The organism is Paenibacillus tyrphae (genome assembly GCF_024158745.1).
In the GTDB taxonomy this organism is placed as follows: domain Bacteria; phylum Bacillota; class Bacilli; order Paenibacillales; family NBRC-103111; genus Paenibacillus_G; species Paenibacillus_G tyrfis_A.
The window spans coordinates 338,727-361,496 of the sequence record NZ_JAMZAW010000004.1 but is presented as its reverse complement, the minus strand read 5'-3'; the positions used below and the strand labels follow the sequence as shown (position 1 = coordinate 361,496).

Annotated in this window: 27 protein-coding genes; 25 read left to right on the top strand and 2 right to left on the bottom strand. The window is 49.8% G+C overall.

Annotated features, from left to right (window positions below):
• Window positions 1-240: 240 nt before the first annotated feature.
• The 6 genes from NI000_RS08690 to NI000_RS08665 all read left to right on the top strand — a co-directional run bounded on the left by NI000_RS08690 (window position 241) and on the right by NI000_RS08665 (window position 4,210).
• The gene (locus NI000_RS08690) at window positions 241-1,755 is read left to right on the top strand and encodes a hypothetical protein (RefSeq protein WP_253409565.1); all 1,515 of its coding nucleotides are present in this window, start codon (window positions 241-243) and stop codon (window positions 1,753-1,755) included.
• A gap of 35 nt (window positions 1,756-1,790) precedes the next feature.
• Window positions 1,791-2,330: a hypothetical protein gene (locus NI000_RS08685; protein WP_253409563.1), complete on the top strand. Its 540-nt coding sequence runs from the start codon at window positions 1,791-1,793 to the stop codon at window positions 2,328-2,330.
• A 46-nt stretch (window positions 2,331-2,376) separates the two neighbouring features.
• Window positions 2,377-2,937 carry a hypothetical protein gene (locus tag NI000_RS08680; RefSeq protein ID WP_253409561.1) on the top strand — a complete coding sequence of 187 codons (561 nt, stop codon included), beginning with the start codon at window positions 2,377-2,379 and terminating at the stop codon, window positions 2,935-2,937.
• Between the two features lie 74 nt (window positions 2,938-3,011).
• A complete protein-coding gene (locus NI000_RS08675; protein ID WP_253409559.1) occupies window positions 3,012-3,272 on the top strand; it encodes a hypothetical protein in 261 nt (86 codons plus the stop codon).
• A gap of 31 nt (window positions 3,273-3,303) precedes the next feature.
• Entirely contained in the window at window positions 3,304-3,792 is a 489-nt protein-coding gene (locus NI000_RS08670) for a cysteine hydrolase family protein (RefSeq protein WP_253409558.1), read from the top strand.
• Window positions 3,793-3,805: 13 nt separating this feature from the next.
• Complete coding sequence (locus NI000_RS08665; RefSeq protein ID WP_253409639.1) at window positions 3,806-4,210, top strand: RidA family protein; 405 nt, start codon at window positions 3,806-3,808, stop codon at window positions 4,208-4,210.
• Between the two features lie 80 nt (window positions 4,211-4,290).
• Here NI000_RS08665 and NI000_RS08660 read toward each other — a convergent pair whose 3' ends face one another.
• A complete protein-coding gene (locus tag NI000_RS08660; RefSeq protein ID WP_253409557.1) occupies window positions 4,291-4,623 on the bottom strand; it encodes an antibiotic biosynthesis monooxygenase family protein in 333 nt (110 codons plus the stop codon).
• A gap of 132 nt (window positions 4,624-4,755) precedes the next feature.
• Here NI000_RS08660 and NI000_RS08655 point away from each other — a divergent pair, with 132 nt between their 5' ends.
• The 5 genes from NI000_RS08655 to cyoE all read left to right on the top strand — a co-directional run bounded on the left by NI000_RS08655 (window position 4,756) and on the right by cyoE (window position 10,348).
• Window positions 4,756-5,640, top strand: coding sequence for a LysR family transcriptional regulator (locus NI000_RS08655; protein WP_253409637.1), 885 nt, complete (start codon window positions 4,756-4,758; stop codon window positions 5,638-5,640).
• Window positions 5,637-6,368 carry a carbon-nitrogen hydrolase family protein gene (locus tag NI000_RS08650; RefSeq protein ID WP_253409555.1) on the top strand — a complete coding sequence of 244 codons (732 nt, stop codon included), beginning with the start codon at window positions 5,637-5,639 and terminating at the stop codon, window positions 6,366-6,368. Before NI000_RS08655 ends, NI000_RS08650 begins: the two co-directional genes overlap by 4 nt.
• 232 nt (window positions 6,369-6,600) lie before the next feature.
• Window positions 6,601-8,670 (top strand): HelD family protein, encoded by a 2,070-nt coding sequence (locus tag NI000_RS08645; protein WP_253409553.1) that lies wholly within the window; start codon window positions 6,601-6,603, stop codon window positions 8,668-8,670.
• Window positions 8,671-8,769: 99 nt separating this feature from the next.
• On the top strand, window positions 8,770-9,453 hold the full coding sequence (locus tag NI000_RS08640; RefSeq protein ID WP_253409551.1) for an MOSC domain-containing protein: 684 nt from the start codon (window positions 8,770-8,772) through the stop codon (window positions 9,451-9,453).
• The gene (cyoE, locus tag NI000_RS08635) at window positions 9,446-10,348 is read left to right on the top strand and encodes a heme o synthase (RefSeq protein WP_301292386.1); all 903 of its coding nucleotides are present in this window, start codon (window positions 9,446-9,448) and stop codon (window positions 10,346-10,348) included. The genes NI000_RS08640 and cyoE overlap by 8 nt, the downstream gene beginning before the upstream one ends.
• A 34-nt stretch (window positions 10,349-10,382) precedes the next feature.
• Here the strand turns inward: cyoE and NI000_RS08630 are convergent, their stop codons facing one another.
• A complete protein-coding gene (locus NI000_RS08630) occupies window positions 10,383-10,967 on the bottom strand; it encodes a LysE family transporter (RefSeq protein WP_253409547.1) in 585 nt (194 codons plus the stop codon).
• Window positions 10,968-11,166: 199 nt separating this feature from the next.
• Between NI000_RS08630 and NI000_RS08625 the strand changes: the two genes are divergently transcribed.
• From NI000_RS08625 to yqeK, 14 genes are all read left to right on the top strand, one after another.
• Window positions 11,167-11,697: a PadR family transcriptional regulator gene (locus NI000_RS08625; RefSeq protein WP_253409545.1), complete on the top strand. Its 531-nt coding sequence runs from the start codon at window positions 11,167-11,169 to the stop codon at window positions 11,695-11,697.
• Window positions 11,697-12,947, top strand: a complete 1,251-nt coding sequence (locus NI000_RS08620) for an acyl-CoA thioesterase/BAAT N-terminal domain-containing protein (protein WP_253409543.1) — start codon at window positions 11,697-11,699, stop codon at window positions 12,945-12,947. The genes NI000_RS08625 and NI000_RS08620 overlap by 1 nt, the downstream gene beginning before the upstream one ends.
• Before the next feature lie 333 nt (window positions 12,948-13,280).
• A complete protein-coding gene (locus NI000_RS08615) occupies window positions 13,281-13,649 on the top strand; it encodes a winged helix-turn-helix transcriptional regulator (RefSeq protein ID WP_253409542.1) in 369 nt (122 codons plus the stop codon).
• Window positions 13,636-14,055 (top strand): ribosomal maturation YjgA family protein, encoded by a 420-nt coding sequence (locus NI000_RS08610; RefSeq protein ID WP_253409540.1) that lies wholly within the window; start codon window positions 13,636-13,638, stop codon window positions 14,053-14,055. Before NI000_RS08615 ends, NI000_RS08610 begins: the two co-directional genes overlap by 14 nt.
• Window positions 14,056-14,163: 108 nt before the next feature.
• On the top strand, window positions 14,164-14,562 hold the full coding sequence (locus NI000_RS08605) for an SRPBCC family protein (protein ID WP_253409538.1): 399 nt from the start codon (window positions 14,164-14,166) through the stop codon (window positions 14,560-14,562).
• A 192-nt stretch (window positions 14,563-14,754) separates the two neighbouring features.
• Window positions 14,755-15,336, top strand: a complete 582-nt coding sequence (locus NI000_RS08600; RefSeq protein ID WP_253409536.1) for a DUF3238 domain-containing protein — start codon at window positions 14,755-14,757, stop codon at window positions 15,334-15,336.
• A gap of 178 nt (window positions 15,337-15,514) precedes the next feature.
• The gene (locus NI000_RS08595) at window positions 15,515-16,648 is read left to right on the top strand and encodes a C45 family autoproteolytic acyltransferase/hydolase (protein WP_253409534.1); all 1,134 of its coding nucleotides are present in this window, start codon (window positions 15,515-15,517) and stop codon (window positions 16,646-16,648) included.
• 321 nt (window positions 16,649-16,969) lie between these two features.
• A complete protein-coding gene (locus NI000_RS08590; protein WP_253409532.1) occupies window positions 16,970-18,007 on the top strand; it encodes an ABC transporter substrate-binding protein in 1,038 nt (345 codons plus the stop codon).
• Window positions 18,008-18,146: 139 nt separating this feature from the next.
• The gene (locus NI000_RS08585) at window positions 18,147-19,793 is read left to right on the top strand and encodes a helix-turn-helix domain-containing protein (RefSeq protein WP_253409530.1); all 1,647 of its coding nucleotides are present in this window, start codon (window positions 18,147-18,149) and stop codon (window positions 19,791-19,793) included.
• A gap of 36 nt (window positions 19,794-19,829) precedes the next feature.
• Window positions 19,830-20,486, top strand: a complete 657-nt coding sequence (locus NI000_RS08580) for an HAD family hydrolase (protein ID WP_253409528.1) — start codon at window positions 19,830-19,832, stop codon at window positions 20,484-20,486.
• A complete protein-coding gene (locus NI000_RS08575; protein WP_253409526.1) occupies window positions 20,471-20,953 on the top strand; it encodes a GNAT family N-acetyltransferase in 483 nt (160 codons plus the stop codon). The genes NI000_RS08580 and NI000_RS08575 overlap by 16 nt, the downstream gene beginning before the upstream one ends.
• Window positions 20,954-21,065: 112 nt before the next feature.
• Window positions 21,066-21,305 carry a thioredoxin family protein gene (locus NI000_RS08570; RefSeq protein WP_253409524.1) on the top strand — a complete coding sequence of 80 codons (240 nt, stop codon included), beginning with the start codon at window positions 21,066-21,068 and terminating at the stop codon, window positions 21,303-21,305.
• Window positions 21,306-21,420: 115 nt separating this feature from the next.
• A complete protein-coding gene (locus NI000_RS08565) occupies window positions 21,421-22,038 on the top strand; it encodes a MarR family winged helix-turn-helix transcriptional regulator (RefSeq protein WP_253409522.1) in 618 nt (205 codons plus the stop codon).
• A gap of 52 nt (window positions 22,039-22,090) precedes the next feature.
• Window positions 22,091-22,705, top strand: coding sequence for a bis(5'-nucleosyl)-tetraphosphatase (symmetrical) YqeK (gene yqeK / locus NI000_RS08560; protein ID WP_253409520.1), 615 nt, complete (start codon window positions 22,091-22,093; stop codon window positions 22,703-22,705).
• Window positions 22,706-22,770 lie beyond the last annotated feature (65 nt).

Here is a 22,770-nt window from a genome sequence, read left to right as displayed (position 1 = left end):
ATGAAGGCAAAAGGCTCTTCGTTGGAGTACAAAATCAACTACCCCAATCCTATGAGGATGAACAGCGGCTTTTCGCCACGCCAGCGATAACGATGGCGTAGCGTTAATTTTGGAGGGATTCGCCGGAAGCCAGGGCTAGGGGAGTTCGTGCGTAAAATATTACTGTTGGATCAGGTGCGCAGCTAAGAGGAGAAAGTATATTATAGTATTTAATAGGAATACATAGGGGGGAGTCCGTTCATGAGAGAGAGCAAAATATTGCAGCGGGTTCCTGTTTCAATAGCTGCGTCATCGAAACGTACCACGATGAGCCCTCGAGCGGCTGGGCCAGATTGGTTTTTCAACATGTCGAAGACCGTAGGGAATCAGGCTCTTCAACGGTATCTGATTTCGGGCTTTTCGAGAAAACAATCTTCTCCGGGGCAAGGCAGCGTTATTCAACGGGCCATCGGGGTTGAACTGGAGGCCCCTGATTGGGAAGTGACAACTCCAAAAGGAAAGCCATTTAAGAAGTATGCGCCGCTGGTTCGCGATGACGAGAACGGTTTCACGCTATCTTCGGATGAATACTTGATGCCTGCTGGAAAAAGCTCGAACCTCGAATTTGTGTCCGATGCTCACGCTGACAAAGATCATTTTCTCAGATCCGTCGGGAGTATGGACAAATTAGCTCGGCACATGGAACAACAGCCCCAAGAGAACCCTATCGTGCTAAGCGACTTGTTGAAGAAGGCTGGCGAATCGGAAACGACATCGCCGTATAAGCTGAAGAATAAGGCGCATATCACGCCTCGGAAGAACCTCTTACCTTCGGTCCAAGTTACGATGGGCATTCCGCTTGGAAAAATCACATCCTTGTTCTATCAGTTGGCAAACAAACAAAAGAAGCTGGAAACATCCAGCAACGAAGATACGGAGAATCTGGAGACATCTAACAATAAAGCCCCTGTTAAGAAGTTGAATATATCATCCTATGAAAATTCTGTGGGAGAGCTATTAACAAGCTTCGAACTCATGAAAAACACGTTCGAGGAAAGACGTATGGAGCTTGGATTTAACGTTGAAGAGAAGATGAGTCCTCAGCTTGAGGGGCTTTCCGCCATGATCGCTTACTACCTGCGCAGCAGTTTCGTGCCGATGGGACTTCCGAGAAACCAGAAACGTCAATTTCCTAAGGGGCTGTTCCCTGTGCTGGCCAAGACACCTTTTCATCGAATGTTCGAACAGATTCCCGATCTTGAGCTTCAAGCTATACGGGACATGAACGGCCAGATGAAGCCTGCATGGGTGAAGTGGTTTCTGGATGGAGCGTTGGGGGAATATGTTGCCAAAGCGAAGAGCGATGAAGACCGAGAGAAAGTATGGGAAGATATCTTTAACGGCCCGATGCTGCCGCAAAAATTTGGGGAACCGGGAGAAGAAGAGTACAGGATTGGATTAAAGCGTTCGGAGTGGCTGCGAAACCTGCCAACGGACGATCTTTTGACGGAACGAAACAATCCTAAGCTTAAGGGGATGGGGGTTTTTTCCGGAAAAGGGGATGTGCTTGCAGAGGAGTCCTTCGATAATACGGAAGAGCTAGAAAAATATGCACCCGTTTTTGAACTGCGTGGTATTAACGGCAGTCCGAAGACAGGAACATGGGAATCTTGGGCGGAAGATTGTTGGAGCTTCTACGAGGAGTTGGTTGGTCAAGGGGTTCGATACAAAACGCCAACACTTAATAAACGGAAGGAGCGTTGTATCCTTCAATAAGTTGGAGTTATAACCCGGCGCATGGAGGCATTGAAATGGGACTAGATTATAGCTATACCATCGTCATAGACGAGAAGGATGTTGAGCCGCTAAGAGATTATTTAAAAGAGCAATGCGAGCTGTCCGGCAATTGCGCATGTATTCGATTTGAGATAGATTCTTTTATTATGAAATATTTGGAAGGCGGATATGACGGGACTCCGCATCACGATAGATCGGAAATCGAGCAATATATCGGGAATGACGGAAAGGCCAAAATCGGCTGTATTTATATCAAAGAAAGCAAATTGCCCAATGCGAGCGGAGAACTATCCGTATCTTTTACAGCAGCTACGTCCAGCATGAGTTTGCTGCTTAGGGATTCGTATTCGATCCACCGATGGTTTATTGGTCTGAGCAAGGAGTTCCACTCGATTCTTACCTATTTGGATTTGGAGCATGAAGGCCATAGACTGATTTATTACCGGGGGAAAGAAATAAATATTGAACTAAAGGGAGAAGGGCACTTAGAGGTCGGAAAGAGCGAACTACTGGGCATTTTGAAAGATTTCACGGATCGGAATCGTCATTTTTAGGAGTAGAGCAAAGAAGATTCAAGAATAGTGTAACGGAGGCATATCAGTGAAAATCCGATGTGAGTGCGGCGGTATCATTGTCGACCAAACCGATGGTTTGCCTTATAAGGGACATTTGATATCGGATCAAGATTGGTTTGATTTTTTGGATGCGATAGATCGAGCTATCGAGAAATCGGGACCGACGGATAAAGATAAAGAAAGAGCGGCAATGGGCATACGCCGAATGGCTGTGCATTTGACAAAATTAATTTATCAATGCACCAGTTGCGGACTGTTGTACGTTACGAATGAAGAGGAAGAGCTTGAAACATTTCAAAAGTCGGAACCGTTTGAAGGTAAAAGCATACTTGCTTCCGCGCATGGAGGAAACTGGAAGCAGCCTCTCATTGGAAACTGGGATGATTCAAGAAAAGGCCCGTTTAAAGGACACCTTTGGTGTACGGGGCTGGAAGAAGGCGAAGGAAACTTTGATAGTTGGGAGAGATTGGAGGAGAAATACTACGATATGCTGCTTGATTTAAAAAAGAGAAGTCTCCTCCGATCGGCCTATTTGAAAAAGAATAATGAAATTGTTCATCAATGGAGTATGGAAAATGATGCATAGGCAGGGGAACGGACGGAATCATTATCGGAAAGCAAGGAGGTAACAAACAAAAAACGAAGGAAGGACTGATTCCTGTGGAAAACCTGAAGTTTCATTGTGAAATCGTTACCAAAGAGGTACAATTGGTCGGTCAAAGTATTACGGCCAATTTCCCGCAGCATTTTCCGGATGCCGCGCTACAGATTCAAACTCAGTTTGTAGAGCGAAGGCATGAGATCACAAACGCGAAAAACCAGGAGGTGCTGTTTTCCCCGTGTCCGATGGAAATCTATTATTTTGAGGAAAATGTAGAGGAAGAACAGGTTGAACTATGGATTCCGATCAAGGAAAAGTGAGAAAATTCATGAATAAAGGAGCTGAAAAACTATGAAAATAGCCCTATTAATTGTGGATATGCAAACCGTCTATCTGAAGGATAAAGAACAAGCGAATATCGAAAAAGCATGCGAATACATCAATTATACGGCAGATCTGCTTCGGTCAAAGGGTCATCTTATTGTCCATATCCAAGACATTGAGGGACGGCAAGAATCGAATAAAGAGCTATTCGAAATCATACCCGAAATAAAAATAGAAGAGCATGAGAAGAGAGTTACAAAAGTATTCTCCAATGCTTTTTGGAAAACAGATCTGGAACAGCTCTTATTGGAGAACGGAGTCGGTCTAGTGATTGTGTCGGGATTTGCAGCAGAGCACTGCGTGCTGTTCACGTACAATGGGGCGAGGGAGAGAGGCTTTAAGACGGTCATCCTGCAAAACGGAATCGTGGGAGAGCGGGATGCCGCGGTTGAGGTAACTTACCGGGATCGAAATATCATCTCCTATCCGGTCATTGAATCTTTCGTAGGGAGCTGAAGTCATGAATATCATGCCAAACGATAAGCAAACCATTTTCAGGAATCCGCAATCGATGCCGCCTGTAAATGGTTATACCCAAGTTGTGGAAGTGCGAAACGGAAGAACGATTTATGTTTCCGGGCAGGTGGCTGTTAACCAAAACGGAGAACTGGTCGGTCCGGGAGATCTGGCTGCTCAAACTAGGCAAGTATTCGAAAACATCAAAGCTGCGTTGGAGGCTTCGGGCGTAAGCTTCAACGATGTTGTAAAATTGACCTTCTTTTTAACGGATATCTCCCAAATGCAGATCGTGCGGGACATTCGGGATAACTATGTGAATACGACAAATCCGCCTGCCAGTTCGGCCGTTGAAGTGAGCAAACTGGTAAATGATCATTTCCTGATTGAAATCGAAGCTATAGCCGTAGGGGAATAGTCTTTCATCAAGCCGAGCGTGAAAGCCCTCATCTTGGATGACAAGATGGGGGCTAGTTGACACTTTGCGCAGCGTTCCAATCATATTTCTTTTAAGCCGTATTCTTTTTCAACTCGACAGATTCTTGTTATATAATTTTCGTACCAGATCGTCTTTCCCTTCTCCTGTGCCCCCAAATGCTCTTCGTTTGCTTTCCAATTTCGAATGGCATCCAAGGACTCCCAGTACGAAACGGTTATCCCGAAACCATCACCGTCCCGAACACTCTCTACTCCCAAAAAGCCTGGTTGGTTAGATGCCAAGGTTACCATTTTCTCCGCCATGTTCCCGTACCCGTGATCCCCTTCCGAACGCTGACTTGAAAAGATAACGGCGTAATAAGGTGGCTGTGGTGTTTTTGCAAATGGTGTCATTTTCACGTACTCCTTTGCTATACATAAAAAAGTTTCATTCGTAAAAAGTATACATTTGGCGTTAAAATAAATAAAATGAATCTAATTTATATGTTGCATAAGAGCTTTTTATGTAAGAGGGAGGCGGTTTCGATAAACCTGACGAAATATGAAATATTCTGCTCGGTAGTCGAATTTCAGAGTCTGACAAAAGCGGGGGAGAAACTAAACTTGACACAGCCGGCAGTGAGTCACGCGATCTCCAGTCTGGAGCAAGAAATAGGATTTCCTTTGCTGATTAGAAATCGTTCCGGTATTAGTTTAACCAGTAATGGCGAACGAATACTGGAACCTATGCGCGAGATTGTCCGTTTGAATGAAAAATTGAAGCAGGAATTTTCCTCCATCAGTGGTCTTGTAACAGGCACCGTATGCATCGGGACGTTCTCAAGTGTTTCCATACAATGGCTGCCCGCGATTCTCAAAGAGTTTCAACAAAAATATCCATTGATTGAAATCGAATTACTAGAAGGAAATTACAATGATATTGAACAATGGGTTCTCAAGGGTTCTGTCGATTTTGGTTTTGTGGCATTACCCATCTCGGGATCGTTAGAAGTGATGCCTTTAAAAAGAGATAAAATGTACTGTATTGTGCCTAAAAACCATGTTCTTCAGAACGAGGATAAAATCAATATCGATCAATTAAGAGAAGAACCGTTTATCATGCCCAAGAAAGGGTGCGATTTGGATGTGAAGAGGATATTTTCAGAAAACAATATAACCCCAAAGGTGAAATATGAATTAGAGGATGATCATGCGATTATTGCGATGGTGAACAGTGGTATTGGGGTAAGCCTGCTTCCTGAAATGATTTTATCGCATATCCCGGGCAATGTGAAAGTTCTTGAATTGGAAGGCGACTATTATCGCTCGATAGGGATCGCCATGACTTCCAGAAAAAACATCTCCCCTGCGGCTAAAAAGTTTATAGATTGTGTCCAATCTTGGGTAAAAATAGCGGAGGTAGGATCATGAGAATTGCTGCGGCTCAAATGAGACCCCAAAAGGGAAATGTTTTGGAAAATATCGAAAAACACAAAAGAATGATATCTACTGCAATTTCTTATCAAGCGGATGCCATATTTTTTCCGGAGCTTTCTGTGACGGGCTATGAACCTAGTCTTGCAAAGGATTTAGCGACAAGCCAAAACGATATAAGATTCGATGATTTCCAGAGCATAAGCGACAAAAATCATATGACTATTGGAATTGGTGTGCCGACTAAATCCGATTCCGGAATTCGAATCAGCATGATTGTCTTCCAACCCTACAAACCAAGACAAACGTATTCCAAACAAAAATTACATTCTGACGAATTCCCCTATTTCGTTTGTGGCAAGGAACAAATAATTTTCACAATGGATAACGTAAAGATTGCTCCTGCAATTTGTTATGAGTCCTTACAAGTTGAACATGCCGGTCATGCCAGCGAGATGGGCGCCGAAGTTTATATCGCAAGTGTAGCGAAGTCTCAAATCGGGATAAACAAAGCATGGATTCATTACCCGCATATGGCAAGCAAGCATTCCATGACGGTTCTGATGGCCAATTGTATTGGGCATTGTGATAATTTTGAAAGTGTCGGCAAATCTGCGGTATGGAGTGATGAAGGAATATTAGTCGGGGAACTGGACAATACGAATGAAGGGATCATCATTTATGATACAATAACACAAGCAATAACGAAAAAAATATGCTCCTAAATTTCGATGCGAAAAAACCGCCTTTGTGAGGGCGGTTTTCTTTATTTTAGCTTATTGAAATTGGAAATTTTTAGCAAACAACCCATGGGGCGTACTCTATCATCAGAATAACTCATTGGAAAGAAAAAGTCTATTCTTTTTTTGCGCAATCTTTTATATTCTATATACCGCTTTTGCAGGGGATGCAATGCAAGCTCTGCTTAGGCTAACGATTCAAAAGGAGGCTGCACGGATGTTTAACGGTACGGAAGCGGAAGAGAGACGATATCTTGAGGTCATCGTTGGCAAGCTTCATCAAGCCTTGAAGGAGATGGACGAAAAAGTATCGTCCACTTACGAAGCCGTCATTGAAGCCAAGAAATACCTTTGGGACAATGCGGCTGTATTGGACCCGGCGGAGCGGGCGGCGAACCGGGTGGACGTGTCGCTAACCATTGACCTGGGGAAGCAAGCGATCGCCAAGCGCAGGCGGGTTCAGAAACTGCTGCAATCCCCCTATTTTGGGAGAGTGGACTTCAAGGAGGGACAGCAAACGAAGCCGGATTCGTTCTATATCGGGGTACATTCCTTCACCGAAGACAACGGCCACGATAATTTAATCTACGATTGGCGCTCTCCTGTAGCCAGCATGTTTTATGATTTTGAGGTGGGCCAAGCGTTCTATTCGGCGCCCGTCGGAGAGGTGCATGGCGAGATCGGCTTAAAGCGGCAGTACAAAATCAATCAAGGCGCAATGGAATACATGATCGAAAGCTCGATGACGATCCATGACGATGTCCTCCAAAAAGAGCTCAGCGGCCCTTCGAACGAGCGAATGAAAAATATCGTGGCGACGATCCAAAAAGAACAGAACGCCATCATCCGGAATGAAGCCGCTCATGAACTGATCATTCAAGGCGTTGCCGGTTCGGGAAAAACGTCGGTTGCTTTGCACAGGGTCGCCTTTTTACTTTATCGGTACAAGGAAACGCTAAGCTCCAGGAATGTCCTGATCATTTCTCCCAATAAGGTGTTCTCCGATTATATCTCGAACGTGCTGCCCGAGCTGGGTGAAGAAAAAATTATGGAAGTGAGCCTGGAGGAGCTGGCTGCCAAGGAGCTGTCGGGAATCGTCAAGTTTCAGACGTTTTACGAGCAGGTGTCGGAGCTGTTGGAGGGGACTGACGATGAAACGGACGACTCCGTGATCGAACGAATCAAATATAAAGCTACTGCCGAGTTTGTCGGTCAGATGGATGCTTTTATCCAATATGCGGATGAGCAGTACTTCTCGCCTGAGGATATGACTATCGATACGGTGACGATTTCTAAAGAGGCAATATTCAGCAGTTATCAGGCTTCCGGAAGGTTGCCTGTCAAAGCGAGATTGGAGAAGACCGCAGCCCATGTTATGGCCAATTGCAAAGACGAAGATGGAAATCGTGTCCCCGCATCGGCTTCCAAAAAGATCAAGACGGCGGTCAAAAAAATGTTCAAATGCCAAGACGTCCTCTCCTTGTACAAGGAATTTTACCGCTACTTGGGCAGGCCTGACCTGTTCAAGCTAAAGCAGGGCAAGAAACTGGAATATTCGGATGTGTTTCCGCTCATTTATTTGAAAATTTATTTTGAGGGAGCGGCGCCGTTCGATTTCGTCAAACATCTGCTGGTGGATGAGATGCAGGATTATACGCCGATTCAATACGCAGTTTTATCGAAGTTATTCAAATGCAAGAAAACGATTCTGGGCGACAGCAGCCAATCCGTGAATCCATATTCTTCGTCTTCGCTTGCCGAAATTAAGAAGGTGTTCCCCGAGGCGGACACGGTCGAGCTGTTAAAAAGCTACCGTTCAACCGTTGAAATTACAACGTTTGCCCAAAGGTTAAAGCCGAACAGCAAACTGATCCCGATCGAAAGGCATGGCGAGGAGCCGCTCATCCTACCGTGTCACAGTCCAAGGGATGAAATGAATACGGTAGGGAGGCTGACCGGCGATTTCCTGGCGTCGGGACATCATTCGCTCGGGATCATCTGCAAGACGCATGCCCAAGCCGAAGACGTGTACGCGAAGCTGAAGGATATGGGGCATAAGATTCATTTGCTGGATTTCAACAGCGAGCAATTCCACGAAGGCATCGTCATCACCTATGCGCATTTGGCCAAAGGCTTGGAGTTCGATCAAGTCATCGTGCCGTTTGCAGATGCATCGACATACCGGACGGAGCTGGATAAAAGCCTGCTCTATATCGCTTGCTCCCGGGCGATGCACAAGTTGATGGTGACGTGCGCCGGAGAGATCACTTCTTTTTTAAAACCATAGGTACTGCCTATGGTTTTTATATAAACAATTGAATTGATAGATGGAAAGGGCGGGATTATACTCTAGTCATGCAGCAAGGTGAAAGTCGGGGTGGTTAAAATGAAGCCTGTGGAAATTCTTTCGATCAATACGGGGAAGCCCAAAGAGGTGCAGTTTCAAAATAAAGACGTCTCAACCGGCATCTTCAAGACGCCGGTCGATGGGGAGTTGTTTTTATCGTGGGTGAATTTCGAGGGGGACGGACAGGCGGATCTTGTTCATCATGGAGGCAGGGAGAAGGCGGTATGCGTCTATCCCTACGAGCACTATCCGTTCTGGGAGAAGGAATTGCAGAGAACGTTGGCATACGGCGCATTCGGGGAAAATCTGACGGTCCGGGGGCTGCTGGAGGAGGACGTTTGCATCGGCGATATGTTTAAGCTTGGCGAAGCGATCGTTCAAGTCAGTCAACCGCGCCAGCCCTGCTACAAGCTATCCGTACGGTACGGATTGCCCGACATGCCGCTGAAGCTCCAGAAAACGGGGTACACGGGCTTTTATTTCCGCGTGCTGAAAGAAGGGGTCGTGTCCCGGAGTGACGGACTGACTCGCATTTTCTCCCATCCGAAGGGAATTACCGTGTCCTACGCCAACCGGATCATGCACCGTGAGAAGGATCATATCGAGGGCATCAAGAAGATACTGGAAGTGGATGAATTGTCCGTCAACTGGAGGAGGACATTTCTGAAGCGTCTGGACGGGATCGCGACGGATACGACGGAGAGACTGACCGGCCATGCATGATATCCTTGAAAATGAGGCGCAACGGGGATTGGCGAGCGCATGGAAAGACTGGATTTCCGTGATAAAGCCGCGAATCATGACCTCCAACCTGTTTTGCGCGTTTGCCGGGTATTGTCTTGCTTCGCGGTGGAAGTTCGAATGGCCCGGCCTGGCATTCATGCTGGTTGGGACGGCGCTCATTATAGCGGCCGCCTCGATGGCGAATAATGTCCTGGACCGGTTCCGGGATGTCCACATGGAGAGGACAAGAAGCCGGCCGCTGCCCGGTGGACGACTGAGCCCTCGGATCGTTGCGGCGGCTGCAATCGCAGCGGGCTTGATCGGCTTAGCCACGCTGTACGTATTCGTGAATCCGCTAAGCATGGCGCTGGGTTTCGTCGGCATCTTTGTCTACGTGGCGATCTATACGGCATGGCTGAAGCCGACATCGACCTGGAGCACCTCCGTCGGAGGGATTTCCGGGGCGATGCCGCCCATGATCGGCTACTGCGGCTTTTCCAATGAATTGAATCTGGGGGCATGGCTATTATTTCTCGTCCTGTTTTTATGGCAGCCGCCACATTTTTGGGCGCTGGGGATCTTGAAGAAGGACGAGTACCGGGCGGCGGGCTATCCGCTGCTCCCCGTCGTAAAAGGCGTCCGCCGTACCAAATGGCAAATGCTGCCCTATGTCGCGGCTTTATTTCCGGTTACTTATTTGCTGTATGCTCACGACTGCGTCGGTGCCGCCTATTTGCTGATCTCTACCGTTCTGCTCGGCATTTGGTTTTTGCAATGCCTCAGCGGCTTATTTACGAAGGACGACCGGGGTTGGGCGAAAACCAGCTTCAAGTTTTCTTTGTACTTTTTAACGTTGTCGTTTTTGACAATCATCGTTGAAACGGCTCTGCGCTAACCCCTGAAGACGCCCTGAACGTTCGATAGGCGGCTTAGAAGAAAATAGAGATTGCGCTGTACAGCAGCAATAACCCCATGGCGATATGAAACGGCCGTTCGTACTTGGACAAAAACTTTTGAAACAACGAACCGAACACCGCCCACATGAACGTGGACAAGAATCCGACAAACGCAAGCAGCACGGAAAAGAGCAGCAAGCTGAGGCCGGACTTGTAGAACGGAATGACGAAGGTGGATATGGCCGTGATCCCGTACAAAATCCCCTTAGGGTTAATAAATTGCAAAATAAATCCCGTAAAGAACGAGTTTAACGTGTCGTTAGCTTGTTCTTTATTTTGCGTTTTATTAGTTTTCATAATTTTGAAGGCAAGGTAAGCCATATACAGACTCCCCAACAGGTTCATCACGAACTTAATCCGCGGGATATAATTGTATAAAATCAGATTGAAAAAGCTGGACAACAGCATGATGGCAAAAAATCCGACGGTGACGCCAAAAATAAACCGAAATGTTTTTCTTAGCCCGTGTTGATTCGCATTGGACATCGCCATGATGTTATTGGGGCCGGGCGTGAAGCTCGTCGCAATGATGTACGACAGGAAAGGAAGGATAAGCATCATTCGCACCTCTATGTATGTTATAGTAAAACTATTGTATGTTATGACATATATTCGTGCGTTATGATTATACAATAAGAATGCGATGTTGCACAACCATCATTTCAAGGGAGTTTATTTGCTTGCGTTTTTTTGCAGCACATGCTATTTTTTAGTTAAATTTATTTATTCAAATTTGAATAAAATTGAGGTGACTGCGGTGATCCGCTTAATCGTGCTGGGCATGCTGGCCAGACAATCGATGCACGGCTACGACCTGATTCAGCAGCTGGAGAAAGACCGGGTCGACTTATGGTCGAACGTGCTGCCCGGGTCGATCTATCATGCGCTGCGGCAGCTCGCCAAGGAAGGCTGCGTGCAAATCCGGGATACGGAGAGAAGCGGCAATAAGACGAGAGCGGTGTACGAAATCACGCCGCAAGGCAGCGAGCTGCTGCTGAGCTTAATCGCGGAAGCGATGAGCGTCCCGTCCACCGAATTCCCTTCGGCTTTCTATGCGGCTCTGTTCATGATGGGCCGGCTGCCGAAGAAGGAAGTGCTCCGGTGCCTCGATCAGCAGATGGCAGGGCTGGAGCACAAAATTGCGCTTTGGAACAAGGGTGAGCCGGGTAAAGCGGAGCTATCCGGAAACCCTCGGCTTGTGCGGCAGGTGTTTGCCAACGGCATCGCCCATATGGAGCTGGACTTGCAGTTGTTGAAGCAAATTAAACAGGACTTGGAGGAGTCATGATGGAACCGGTATGGAGCATCGGGCAGGCGACGAACTGGATCGACGGAACTTTGGAGCTGGGGATCGGGCATTTAACCCCTGGGCAAAAGATCATGCTGGAAGCATTCGCGCAAGACGATCTCGGGCAAGTGTGGCGTTCCTTCGGCCTATATCGGGCTGACGATCAGGGGATGGTAGATACGGCGGAGACGGCTCCCGAAGAGGGCACCTACGACGGAATCGATGCGAACGGCTTGCTTTGGTCAATGCGTCCGGACGGTTCCGTCTCCGGTTACTTTATGAAAAGCAGCAGTGCGCCGCATGCGGTCACCTTCCGGTTGACCTCCGACGGCGTCTTGCTTGGTGAACGCACCGTCGACTTTCATTTTGTATCCGCCCATGTCCGGATAACCGAAATCACGGAGCCGTTCGCGGGCAAATATTTTTGCCCCGAGGCTTCGGAACGCGGACCGCTTCCTACCGTGCTGGTGCTGGGAGGATCAGCCGGCGGCTTGCTATGGTCCGAGCAGATGGCCGCTCTCTTGAGCGCGCATGGCTTCGCGGCGTTGGCGCTGGCCTATTTCGACTGGCAGGGCCGCTCGGGCCTTCCGAACCAGCTTGCGGAGGTGCCGCTTGAGGCTGTGGATCGCGCGCTGCGCTGGCTGCAGGCGCAGCCGGGAATCGACGCTGCCAGAGCCGGCATCATGGGCCTTTCCAAAGGAAGCGAGCTGGCGCTGCTCTACGCTTCCATGCATCCGCAGGCTGTCCGGGCCGTCGTCGGCTATTCGCCTGCGTCTCATGTATTTGAAGGCATCAGTATCGCACCTGCCGGCCGCCGATCCTCTTGGACGCACGAAGGCCGGCCGCTTCCGTATCTTCCGTACCCCGGCGGGCCGAAGAGCTGGACTCCTGCCGAGCTTACCCAGTTGCGGAAGCTCCACGAGCAGGCACTGGAGACTTCGACGGACGCGGAGCTGGAGGCGGCCCGAATCCCGGTGGAAGCGATGCGCGCTCCGGCGCTGCTGATTACGGGCGCGCATGATGCGACATGGCCGGCCGCCGAAATGGCGGAGGGAGTGCTGCAAACGCTGGAGAAGTGCGGGTACCGCTGGGAAGCGCGTCACGAGCATTTTCCGGAGGCGGGCCATCTCATTGACATTCCGAATCTGCCGGTGACCGCAGAGCATGAGGTCCGAGCCGAAGCTGCGGTAGCTGCGGCCCGCGAAGCGTGGCAGACTGCGCTGAACTTTTTGCAGAGACACCTTGTCTGATGGGGCAAGAGGGGCTTGTTGAGAAAGCGGACAGGGAGCACTATAGATAGTACGAGGGGGTGGGGTATCCACTTCCGACCGCTCTTGTCATCGGGAAATTTGATTAGAAGCCGCTAAGTAGCGGACATTTCCCGAAGACAAAGGCGGCCGCTATCGCTTCTCCAGTGGATACCCCACCTCCGTGGTAGTCAATGGCCGGTTACAGATGCTATTATGGGTGATATAAAATATCGTGTGAAGTACGCACTTCAAAGTACAGTAGGTACTTTCAGGTTCTGCAGTATCTTTTTTATACTGTTCCTATTACGTTTGGGAAGTCGGGGGAGTGCTACCTTGAAGAAATATCGCATTGGAGTAGAGGTCACGTTGGAGGTCATCGGGGGAAAATGGAAAAGTATCATCCTGTACCATTTGACAACCGGCAAAAAGCGCACCAACGAGCTGAGAAAATTAATTCCCGCCATCACCCAAAAAGTGCTGACGCAGCAGCTTCGCGAGCTCGAAAAGGATGGCATCATCCACCGGACCGTTTACCACGAAATTCCGCCTAAAGTGGAGTATGAGCTTAGCGAATACGGCTTGAGCTTGAAAACGGTGCTGGACAGCTTCTGTGTGTGGGGAGAAGATCATTTGGACAAAGTGTATGGAGACAAATCGGCCGTCTTGGAGTGCTGGCCGGACGATACTTATGAGCACATTTAACGACAGTACCGCGCGGCGATGGAGAGCCCGGATTGCCTATATCGCGGCCGTTTTCGCAGCCATCGCTTTGGGCTTAGGGTCCAGAGCGTACGCCGACCGTTTGCCTGTCTTTGTGGCTGAGCATTTTGGCGATGCGTTATGGGCCTGCATGATCTACTTCGGCTTTCGCGCCTGCTTTGCGCATAGGAAGATTTCTTTCGCGCTGTGGTGCAGCCTCGCGTTTTGCTTTGCGGTCGAGTTCAGCCAGCTATACCAGGCGGATTGGATCAATCGGATCCGGGAGACAACGCTTGGGGCGTTGGTATTGGGAAAAGGCTTTTTGGTGGCGGACTTCGTGCGGTACAGCGCGGGAGTTGCCGTCTCTTCCCTGCTCGACGTTGCTTGGCATTGGCGCAAGCGCCCGTGATTTTGGCGGATGTCCGATTTATTCAATCTTTTGGCTGGCGGAAGCGTTACAATACCGGTATGGCTTGCTAAAGCCGAGATGCCAACCGAAAGGAGAACGTGATACACGATGACCGTGCTGCCTTCCAAAACATTAAGCATCACCATTGAGCGCCGGCCCGAAGAGGTATACGCTTATGTGACGAACCCGGAAAATTTTCCGGAATGGGTAACGTCCTTTGTGAAATCGGTCCGGAGATCGGGAGAGGAATGGATCGTGGAAACGACCGAAGCTCCGATCACGCTCAAGTTCGCGGACAAGAACGATTATGGCGTCGCGGATCATTGGGTAACCGTCGCCACTGGTCAAACGATCCTGAATCCGATGCGGGTCGTTCCCAACGGCTCCGGCTGCGAGGTGGTCTTCACGGCGTTCCGGCAGCCCGGGATGTCGGACGAAAGCTTAGCGAACGATACGGCGATGATCGAGAGCGACTTGCGAACGTTAAAGCGGATCATGGAAAAGTAATTTTTTGGACGGGAGATAACCGCCCATCGATGGCATGATGCGTCGAGGAGCGGTTTTCTTTTTGTCCGATCAAGAATTTGCAATTTTAGCTTGGTTCTATTAGGCAGGAAAACTGGATCATAAGGAGAAACTTTCCATAAGATATATATAGTTGAAAGTGCGGGATGATTAAATAGGCGAGGAGTTTTTACAATGGCAGAATTAATCAAAATTAGAGGCAGTGTGTTTATCGGCGGTATGCTCTATCTGCCCCCAATTCAAGATCCGTCTACAGGCATGATCTATGAATATCAGGCGGATGCCAGGGAGTTCACTCCGTACGCAGTAAACACCGGGCGTTGCCGTGTGGAGCAGGAAGTCGTCATCGACTTCGTGAAGCAACGAATTACATCTTTTTCCAATACGGGTGTCACCGTACTCAAATTGACAGCTCCGGACGGGTCCGTCGAGTACAAACAAGGAAAAGCGTCTACGGAAGGTATTCGAGTTGAAGACGAGGTGTGGAAAGGGGATACGGTATTGTTAACCATGCGAGCGAGCGCAAGCAATCCGCTTCGTCTTGATGCGCCGACGGTAGACTACTCTCTGCAGATTACCGCGTATAAGGATGGCACCGTGCAGGTGAAGGGCAGCCATGACGGGTTTCCTTGCTACGAGTTCTATAAACAAGTGGATTTTGGGGATTTTCAACTCCTATACGCCCATGACTTTCGGAAGACGGGCGATACGCCAGCCGCAATGGCTGGGGATATGGAGTATCATTTTGAAGCATGAGAATATGATACGTCGGATAGGCTATACACACTCCGACCACTCCTGGCAAGATGAGGCCAATAATTATTCTTCTATAATTGATAATCCAATAGACCTAATTTTTTTAATATGTTAGGATTACGACGAATATAGAAGACATCTTGAACAGTAATTTTTATAGTGGGAGGAGTTAGAAGATATGGGAAATAACGAAAAGAAAGAACCGATGATATTTGACATCCATGTGGCTGAAGGAAGCAATTATGAGGTGGGTAAACAGCGGGCCATTACTTTAAAAAAGAACTATCCGGATGATGTCGCTTATTTTATCAGCCCCATGGAAGGACAGGATTATATAGCAGCAGCAACTGCCCATAAGAGAATGATGTTGATTGACAAAATATGTCCCGGCTTTGTGGATGAAATACAAGGATTTGCTGATGAAGTAGGTACAGAGCCGGAAAAAATGATATGCTATGCGAATTCATATCACAGCTCCCATCATTGCTGTCAAATTGCAGTGCTTCCTTCAAACACGAGCGATGGACATTTTTATGTCGGAAGGAGCTATGAATATTTTGTAAGGGATGAAAGAAGCTTATGCATCACCCGGGTAACAGGAAAACCAAAACATATTGGTTTCTCGTTGCAAAATGCGGGGAGGATGGATGGGATCAATGAATATGGACTCGTAGTTTCCATGTCCAGTACTGCCTACTTGAAGCCTCTCGCTGGGGATGGATGTGAGTTCTGGATTGCCATTCGCGCCATTTTAGACCGTTGTAAAGATGTTTATGAAGCCCAGTGTCTGCTTGAAGAAATACCGTTATGTACGAATGCGAATTTTTTGGTCGCGGATGCATCTAATCACGCTTCTGTATTCGAGGTGGCGAGCTTTTCATCAGACAAAAAAAGAATTTCTGTGCGGAAACCAGCTGGTGGTTTATTGGTCGCCACAAATCATTATGTGAGTCATGAAATGAAAGAATTTGATGAACATCACTTTTGGCATTCCGAAATGCGCTATTCTTCCGTGTGGAATTCGTTATTGCGGGATGCTCCTTATATCAATGATGAAAAGATGAGGAAGTTACTGTCCACTCCATATCCATATGGTCCATGCTGTCATTTTTATTCGAGTGGAATGGGTACGCTTAGAAGTATGATATTTGATGTATCGGAAAAGAAAGTGAAGGTTAGCTTTGGACCACCAGATATGAATCCATGGTATGAAGTTGATATTGACGCACCAATCGGGCTTGAAGAAATAGTATCCAAATATGATGATGTAGAAATAGACAACCCAGAACAATTTTGGAGAGAAATGGATTAATGGATTGTTGTTGGAGTCGGCGCCCTGGATAGGGAAAAATGCAGTAAGAGGTGTGTTATGAAGGTTAGACTAAGTGAGTTTAACGAAAATTGGGCCAGGCTTTTTCATTCGGTCCCCGGAGCAGTGTGTACTTGCATAGTTTGCCGAAACTAAACCAAAAAACTAACTTTGCGTTTGTATAAAAAACGAGGCTGGAATGTGCATTGTCAGAAGCAAACGGCGGGCGCTACAATGGACGGGAACGAATTGAGAATGAGAATCATTATATATTCGAAGCTTGTATTCGTTACATTGCAGCTTACTTGGGAGAGGATCGGAATCATGATAAGGCAATGTCGCGCAGCCGCTGCATGGATGGCCGTATGGCTGGTCCTGATGGCCGCTTTAGCCGGATGCGGAGCCGGGCAAGGGGGGACGGAGGGAGAACCGCTGCCGAAGGAAAAGCAAGAGAATGCCAAGCCGAATGCGGAGCAAACGGACAAGGCTACTGCCGGCGGCAAAGACGCGAAGGAGCAAGCCGGCAAGACCCGGAAGGTGAAGGATCACTTCGGCGAAGTGGAGATTCCGGTGAAGCCGCAGCGGATAGCGGCTCTTTATTTGGAGGACTATGTGACGGCGTTAGGCGTGAAGCCGGTCGTACAATGGTATCATCCGAATTGGGGCAAGCAGGATTATTTGAAGCTGGATGCTCCGACCTTCGACTACAGCGGCAATATCGAAGCGCTGCTAAGCTACAGTCCGGATTTGATTATTGTGGATGGCGGGGCGGATGCCGCCAAGTATGAGATGTTCTCCAAAGTGGCGCCGACTTACCGGCTGCCCGATTCCATCCTGCAGAACACGCCTGAAATTTTGAAGACGGTGGCCGATCTCCTGGGTGTTCCGGAGAAGGCGGAGCCGCTTCTGGAAGCTTACAAGAAAAAGCTTGCCGATGCCAAAGGGAAGCTGGAGAAGGCCGTCGGGAAAGAAACGGTGGCCGTTCTGCGCTTGAATGTCGGGGAGAAAACGATCAATTTGCTCGGCATCGAGAACATGTTTGTCGGTTCGATCCTGTATAAGGATCTTGGCTTGACGCCGCCGAAGCTGGTGAAGGAAATGAAGTTGCCGATCGATTTTATTTCGATGGAGAAACTTCCCGAGCTAGGGGCGGACCACATATTTATTTTGCCCTCGAAGGGGACTTGGGGCTCCGATGAAAATAAAGAAGCGGTCAAGCTGCTGGACAACCCCATCTGGAAGTCGATCCCCGCGGTCAAAAACGGGAAGGTATATCAGGTGGAGCGAACGTATTGGCAGACGGGTGCTTATCAAGCCAATCTGTTAAAGCTCGACGACGTTCTCCAATCGCTGGTGAAATAACGGGCATTGCAGGTATGGGGATCAAGTGATCAAGCAAGGAAGGAAGCGGAAAGCTCTTCGGCAGGGTTGAAGAGCTTTCTTTTTTGCTTTATACTCAAATTTGACTAGTGATAATAATTCTCAATTGAGGACGATCGACATGCAGGAACAAGCGGGAGAAAGACCGGCGGATAAAATGTCGGACAAAGCGGTTCGTCCCGCTTTAACGTATCAAATGACGGATATACGCTATCGCGCCGGTGCTTCGGATTGGCAGTTGGACGGCGGCGGCGACCATATGATGCTGGTCGTGACGGGCGGAGAAGGACGGATCGTGATCGACGGAGCGGGCTTCAAGCTGGAGCGGGGGAAGTGCTTTATTGCCGCACCGGACATGACAGGAAGCGTACTGCCCGGACGGGACCGGCTTACCCTGTATGAGCTGGACTTTGAGCTGCGGAGAAATGCCGAGAGCCATTTGCCGTCGTCCGGAGTCTCCCCGGCGAACGACCGGTTTCCTATTTTAGGCGAAGCCGCCTGCGCGCCTTTCTCCCAATGCATCGAGCGGGTCGAATCGATTTACGCTAACCGTCATGCGGGAGACGGCCTGGAACCGTTTTATAATCACGTCCGGTTTCTGGAGCTGCTCCGGTTTATTTTTCAGCAAAACGGTTCCGCAGCGGCAGGCGGGAAGAGCCTGCGTCAGCAGGTGGAAAGCTCGATCGAGCAGGTACGGCGGCATTACAGCGAGCCATGGACGGTAGAGCGGTTGGCTGAGGCGGCGGACGTCCCCCGAGGACAATATACCCGCATGTTCAAATCGATTACGGGACAAATTCCGCTCGATTATTTGAACAAAATACGCCTTGACCGTGCCAAGCAGCTGCTGACGATGACGGACGACCGGCTCTTCGAGATTGCTCAGCATGTCGGCTATGCGAATGAGTATTATTTTAGCCGGAGGTTTAAACAAAGCGTCGGGATTTCGCCCGGGCAGTACCGCCGCAATCACCGGGACAACGTGAGGGTCGTTGCCCCGTTTCTCGAAGATTTTTTGCTTGCCCTGGGCATGACGCCGATCGTACAGTGCTCTCACGCCGGATGGGGCAAGCAGGATTATTTGGGACTGGACGAGGTTCCCGTCTTCGATTTTACGGCAGATAGCCTTGAGGCGTTGTCCCGGCACCGGCCGGACATGATTATGACGGACGGCGGGTTCGACCGGTGGATGACATCCGATCGATTCAACCGGCTTGCGCCGACCTACCAGTTGCCCCATCGGGGAGAAGATTGGCGTTCGATGCTGCGCACGATAGCAGAGCTGTTCGGGAAGACGGAAGCCGCCCGGAGCGTCATCGCAGCCTACGAAGACAAAGCACGCGCGGCCAGAGCTTTATTGAGCCGACCGCTTCGGGGGCAGACGGTAGCCTGCCTTCGAATCTCCGCAGCGGAGATCTGCTTATATGCCGGACCGGAGAACGGATACACGGGCCCCATATTGTACGGCGATCTGGGGCTGCGGCCGCATCCTCTCGTCCTCCAATTGACCGGCCATGCCCGGCGGGTCCCCTTGACACGGGAGTGGTTGGCACGGCTGGATGCCGATCATCTGTTTGTCGCCTTCGACAAAAGCGAGTCCGCCGTCGAAGGGCAGGAAAGCGAGCGCCTCCGGGACGATCCGGTATGGCGGGCGCTTCCGGCGGTACGTAATCGGTGCGTGTACGAGGTCGATTTTTTCACTTGGATGAACTACGGCGTCATCTCTCATTGCAGGAAGATTGACGATGTGCTGCGGGTGCTTGCTTAAAATAACTTAAACTAAAACGGGAAGCGGGGAACTTCCATGCGCGACGACCGCAAATGCAAAGGCATCATTTTCGATATGGACAATACGCTGCTGCAATCCCGCATCGATTTTGCGGCGATGAAGGAAGACATTTTCCAGCACTTGATCGGGCACGGCATGTTGACGGAGCGGTTCCCGCTCCATGAGCACACGACATCCACCATGCTCGAACAGGCCAAGCAAGCGGGTATGGACGACGCCTTATACCTCTCCTGTATGAACATTGCGGAAAAGCATGAAGTGCGCGGGATGGAAGGCGCGGGGCTGGAAAAAGGCGTGCCGGAGCTGATCGAATCGTTGCACGGCCAGTTTGTATTGGTCGTGGTCACGAACAACTCGCTTTCCGCCGCCTTGAAGGCGCTCGAAGTGACGGGAATCAAGTCCTATTTCGACGCGATTATCGGCAGAGAACAGATGGAGTCGTTGAAGCCGTCCCCTTCCGGATTTACCTATGTTTTGAATCAATTCCGCTCTATTACGGCGGAAGAATGGATATCGGTGGGAGATTCCTGGATCGACGGCAAAGCATCGGCCGGAGCCGGCATTCCTTTTATCAGCTACAGGACGAGCATGGAAGCGATGATGGATAAAGGGGTTAGACCGATCGCGAGAATCGACCATATTGCGGAGGTTCAGAATTGGATATACGAATGAATATTAGGCTGACCGTGACGGAAGTGACCGAAGAGACGCAGGAGCAGGCAAGACGGATCGTTTGTGCGGGACTGGAGGAAAGGTTCGGGGAATTGGACCCTTCCTACAACAAGGACCTCGACGATATCGTGAGTTGGTATGCCGGTCAGGGGCATCTTTTCTTGACGGGTGCGCTTGAGGGCCAAATGGTCTGTACAGGAGCTCTCATCCAGGAGGGGTGCAACGTTGGAAGAATCGCTAGAATGTCCGTGTGGAAGCCGTACCGGAGAAGAGGCATCGCGCGCTGCATGCTGCAGGAGCTGGAGCGGAGGGCAAGGCAGAAGGGCTATGCGAAGCTCGTGCTGGAAACGACGGCGGATTGGCTTGACGCCGTTCAATTTTATAAAGCCAACGGCTACGTAGAAGTTCAAAGAGACGAAGAGGAAGTGCATCTGGAAAAAGTTTTAGCATATCATGCGGCGCGCTAACGATAGCTTCTCCCTATGCAAACGATAGAAAAATCGCAATTGATACTGCCGGCGGCAGTTTCTATACTGAATATGTAGCAATGCTACATAAAATGAAGAGGAGCTGATTGAAATGGCAAAAGCGGTATTTTATCATGCAGGTTGCAAGGTTTGTGTAAATGCGGAGCAGATGGTGCTGGACTATCTCGACCCATCCAAGGCGGCTGTCGAGATCGTGCATCTGGGCGAGAAGCGGGACCGTATTGCCGAAGCGGAAGGAGCGGGCGTCCAGTCGGTACCGGCGCTGGTGATTGACGAGAACGTGTTCCACATTAATTTCGGCGCAAGCCTGGAAGACGTGAAAAAAGGATGAATCAAAAGTGCGGGGTGCGTACAGGCGCCTCGCACTTTTTGCGTAAGCTTTATATTCGCGGATCGAGCGGTTACAATGGAGGATAAGGCTAGAAAGGAATGGAAGGAAGAATCCAATGCGCTACGATCCCCAGCATCGGAAGGAGAGCCGGGCTGCCCGAGTCAGCATGGCGCTTGTTCGTATGGCCCAAGCGGTTAAGAAGATCGGCCAGATGGAGAGCGATGATACCGGACTGTCTCCCGTGCAAATCCAGTCGTTATTGTTTACGGCGCATACGCGCGGCGATGTGGCATCGGTCGGAAGCCTTGCCGATCATCTCGGAACCACCCACGTGACGGCAGTCAAAATCGTCAACGGCCTGGTGGCCAAAGGGTTGATCGCCAAGTACGCGAAGCCCGAGGATCGCCGGATTACGCTGCTTCAACTGACTTCGCAAGGACAAGAAGCCGTATCCAAGCTTGACCGATGGGGGGAGGCCTTGGAGGAAACCGTCCAAAGCTTGCCGGAGGAAGCACTGGCTTCATTGGAAGCGGGACTCGGAGGGGTTCTATCCGCACTTCAACGCGGCGGCCACCTTGTCGTGGCGGAGCCGTGCCTAGGCTGTGTTCATTTCAGACCGAACACGGGGCGGGATGAGACGCCGCACTACTGCAATTTGATCCGCAAATATTTGACCCATGAAGATACGCTTAAACAATGTCCGGAGCACAAGCCCTCGTTCTCTGCGCCGTAGCGGACGGTCGGCGGCTGCCCGGTATGAAGCAAAAGTGAACGGAGGAAGAAGCATGCATTCGATTTTGGTTGAACGAACGAAACCGTTTCCCCGGACGAATCGGCTTCGGGACGATATCCGAAGCTTTCTAAGCTTGAACGGATGCGAGAAAACAGCAGAGCACTGTATGGACGTCGGGACGGAGGCGCGGCGTATCGCGCTGCGGTTCGGAGCCGATCCCGAGGCGGCGGAGACGGCTGGTTGGCTGCACGACATCAGCGCGGTCATTCCGAACGGGGATCGAATTGCGGTGTCGCGGGAGCTTGGCATCGAGGTGCTGCCGGAAGAAGAAGCGTTCCCGATGATCATTCATCAGAAGCTGTCGGTGGTGATGGCGGAGCAGCTATTTGGCGTAACCGATGCGGCGATTCTGGATGCGGTCGGCTGCCACACGACCTTGCGGGCGGGCTCCACCTTGCTTGATCAAGTGCTGTTCGTAGCGGATAAAGTCGCATGGGATCAGCCCGGTACACCGCCGTATATCAGCGAGCTGCAGGAGCAATTGAACCGCTCCCTTATTCATGGGGCGTTCGTTTACATCCATTACCTGTGGGAGCGAAAGCATACCTTGAAGGTCGTGCATCCGTGGCTGAAGGAAGCCTACGAAGAGCTTCGGCACCGGATATAGAAGCGCTGCGATTTGACGGTGAAGCATGACTGGGACATAATACGAACTAAGGATTTTGAAAGATG

Excerpts from the sequence above, each read along its gene's own strand:
- NI000_RS08670 (WP_253409558.1), top strand. The coding sequence starts at position 3,304 with ATGAAAATAGCCCTATTAATTGTGGATATGCAAACCGTCTATCTGAAG.
- NI000_RS08650 (WP_253409555.1), top strand. The coding sequence starts at position 5,637 with ATGAGAATTGCTGCGGCTCAAATGAGACCCCAAAAGGGAAATGTTTTG.
- NI000_RS08640 (WP_253409551.1), top strand. The coding sequence starts at position 8,770 with ATGAAGCCTGTGGAAATTCTTTCGATCAATACGGGGAAGCCCAAAGAG.
- NI000_RS08660 (WP_253409557.1), bottom strand. The coding sequence starts at position 4,623 with ATGACACCATTTGCAAAAACACCACAGCCACCTTATTACGCCGTTATC.
- NI000_RS08685 (WP_253409563.1), top strand. The coding sequence starts at position 1,791 with ATGGGACTAGATTATAGCTATACCATCGTCATAGACGAGAAGGATGTT.
- NI000_RS08665 (WP_253409639.1), top strand. The coding sequence starts at position 3,806 with ATGCCAAACGATAAGCAAACCATTTTCAGGAATCCGCAATCGATGCCG.
- NI000_RS08620 (WP_253409543.1), top strand. The coding sequence starts at position 11,697 with ATGGAACCGGTATGGAGCATCGGGCAGGCGACGAACTGGATCGACGGA.
- NI000_RS08690 (WP_253409565.1), top strand. The coding sequence starts at position 241 with ATGAGAGAGAGCAAAATATTGCAGCGGGTTCCTGTTTCAATAGCTGCG.
- NI000_RS08630 (WP_253409547.1), bottom strand. The coding sequence starts at position 10,967 with ATGCTTATCCTTCCTTTCCTGTCGTACATCATTGCGACGAGCTTCACG.
- yqeK (WP_253409520.1), top strand. The coding sequence starts at position 22,091 with ATGCATTCGATTTTGGTTGAACGAACGAAACCGTTTCCCCGGACGAAT.
- NI000_RS08590 (WP_253409532.1), top strand. The coding sequence starts at position 16,970 with ATGATAAGGCAATGTCGCGCAGCCGCTGCATGGATGGCCGTATGGCTG.
- NI000_RS08565 (WP_253409522.1), top strand. The coding sequence starts at position 21,421 with ATGCGCTACGATCCCCAGCATCGGAAGGAGAGCCGGGCTGCCCGAGTC.
- NI000_RS08580 (WP_253409528.1), top strand. The coding sequence starts at position 19,830 with ATGCGCGACGACCGCAAATGCAAAGGCATCATTTTCGATATGGACAAT.
- NI000_RS08610 (WP_253409540.1), top strand. The coding sequence starts at position 13,636 with ATGAGCACATTTAACGACAGTACCGCGCGGCGATGGAGAGCCCGGATT.
- NI000_RS08570 (WP_253409524.1), top strand. The coding sequence starts at position 21,066 with ATGGCAAAAGCGGTATTTTATCATGCAGGTTGCAAGGTTTGTGTAAAT.
- NI000_RS08595 (WP_253409534.1), top strand. The coding sequence starts at position 15,515 with ATGGGAAATAACGAAAAGAAAGAACCGATGATATTTGACATCCATGTG.
- NI000_RS08585 (WP_253409530.1), top strand. The coding sequence starts at position 18,147 with ATGCAGGAACAAGCGGGAGAAAGACCGGCGGATAAAATGTCGGACAAA.
- NI000_RS08645 (WP_253409553.1), top strand. The coding sequence starts at position 6,601 with ATGTTTAACGGTACGGAAGCGGAAGAGAGACGATATCTTGAGGTCATC.
- cyoE (WP_301292386.1), top strand. The coding sequence starts at position 9,446 with ATGCATGATATCCTTGAAAATGAGGCGCAACGGGGATTGGCGAGCGCA.
- NI000_RS08600 (WP_253409536.1), top strand. The coding sequence starts at position 14,755 with ATGGCAGAATTAATCAAAATTAGAGGCAGTGTGTTTATCGGCGGTATG.
- NI000_RS08605 (WP_253409538.1), top strand. The coding sequence starts at position 14,164 with ATGACCGTGCTGCCTTCCAAAACATTAAGCATCACCATTGAGCGCCGG.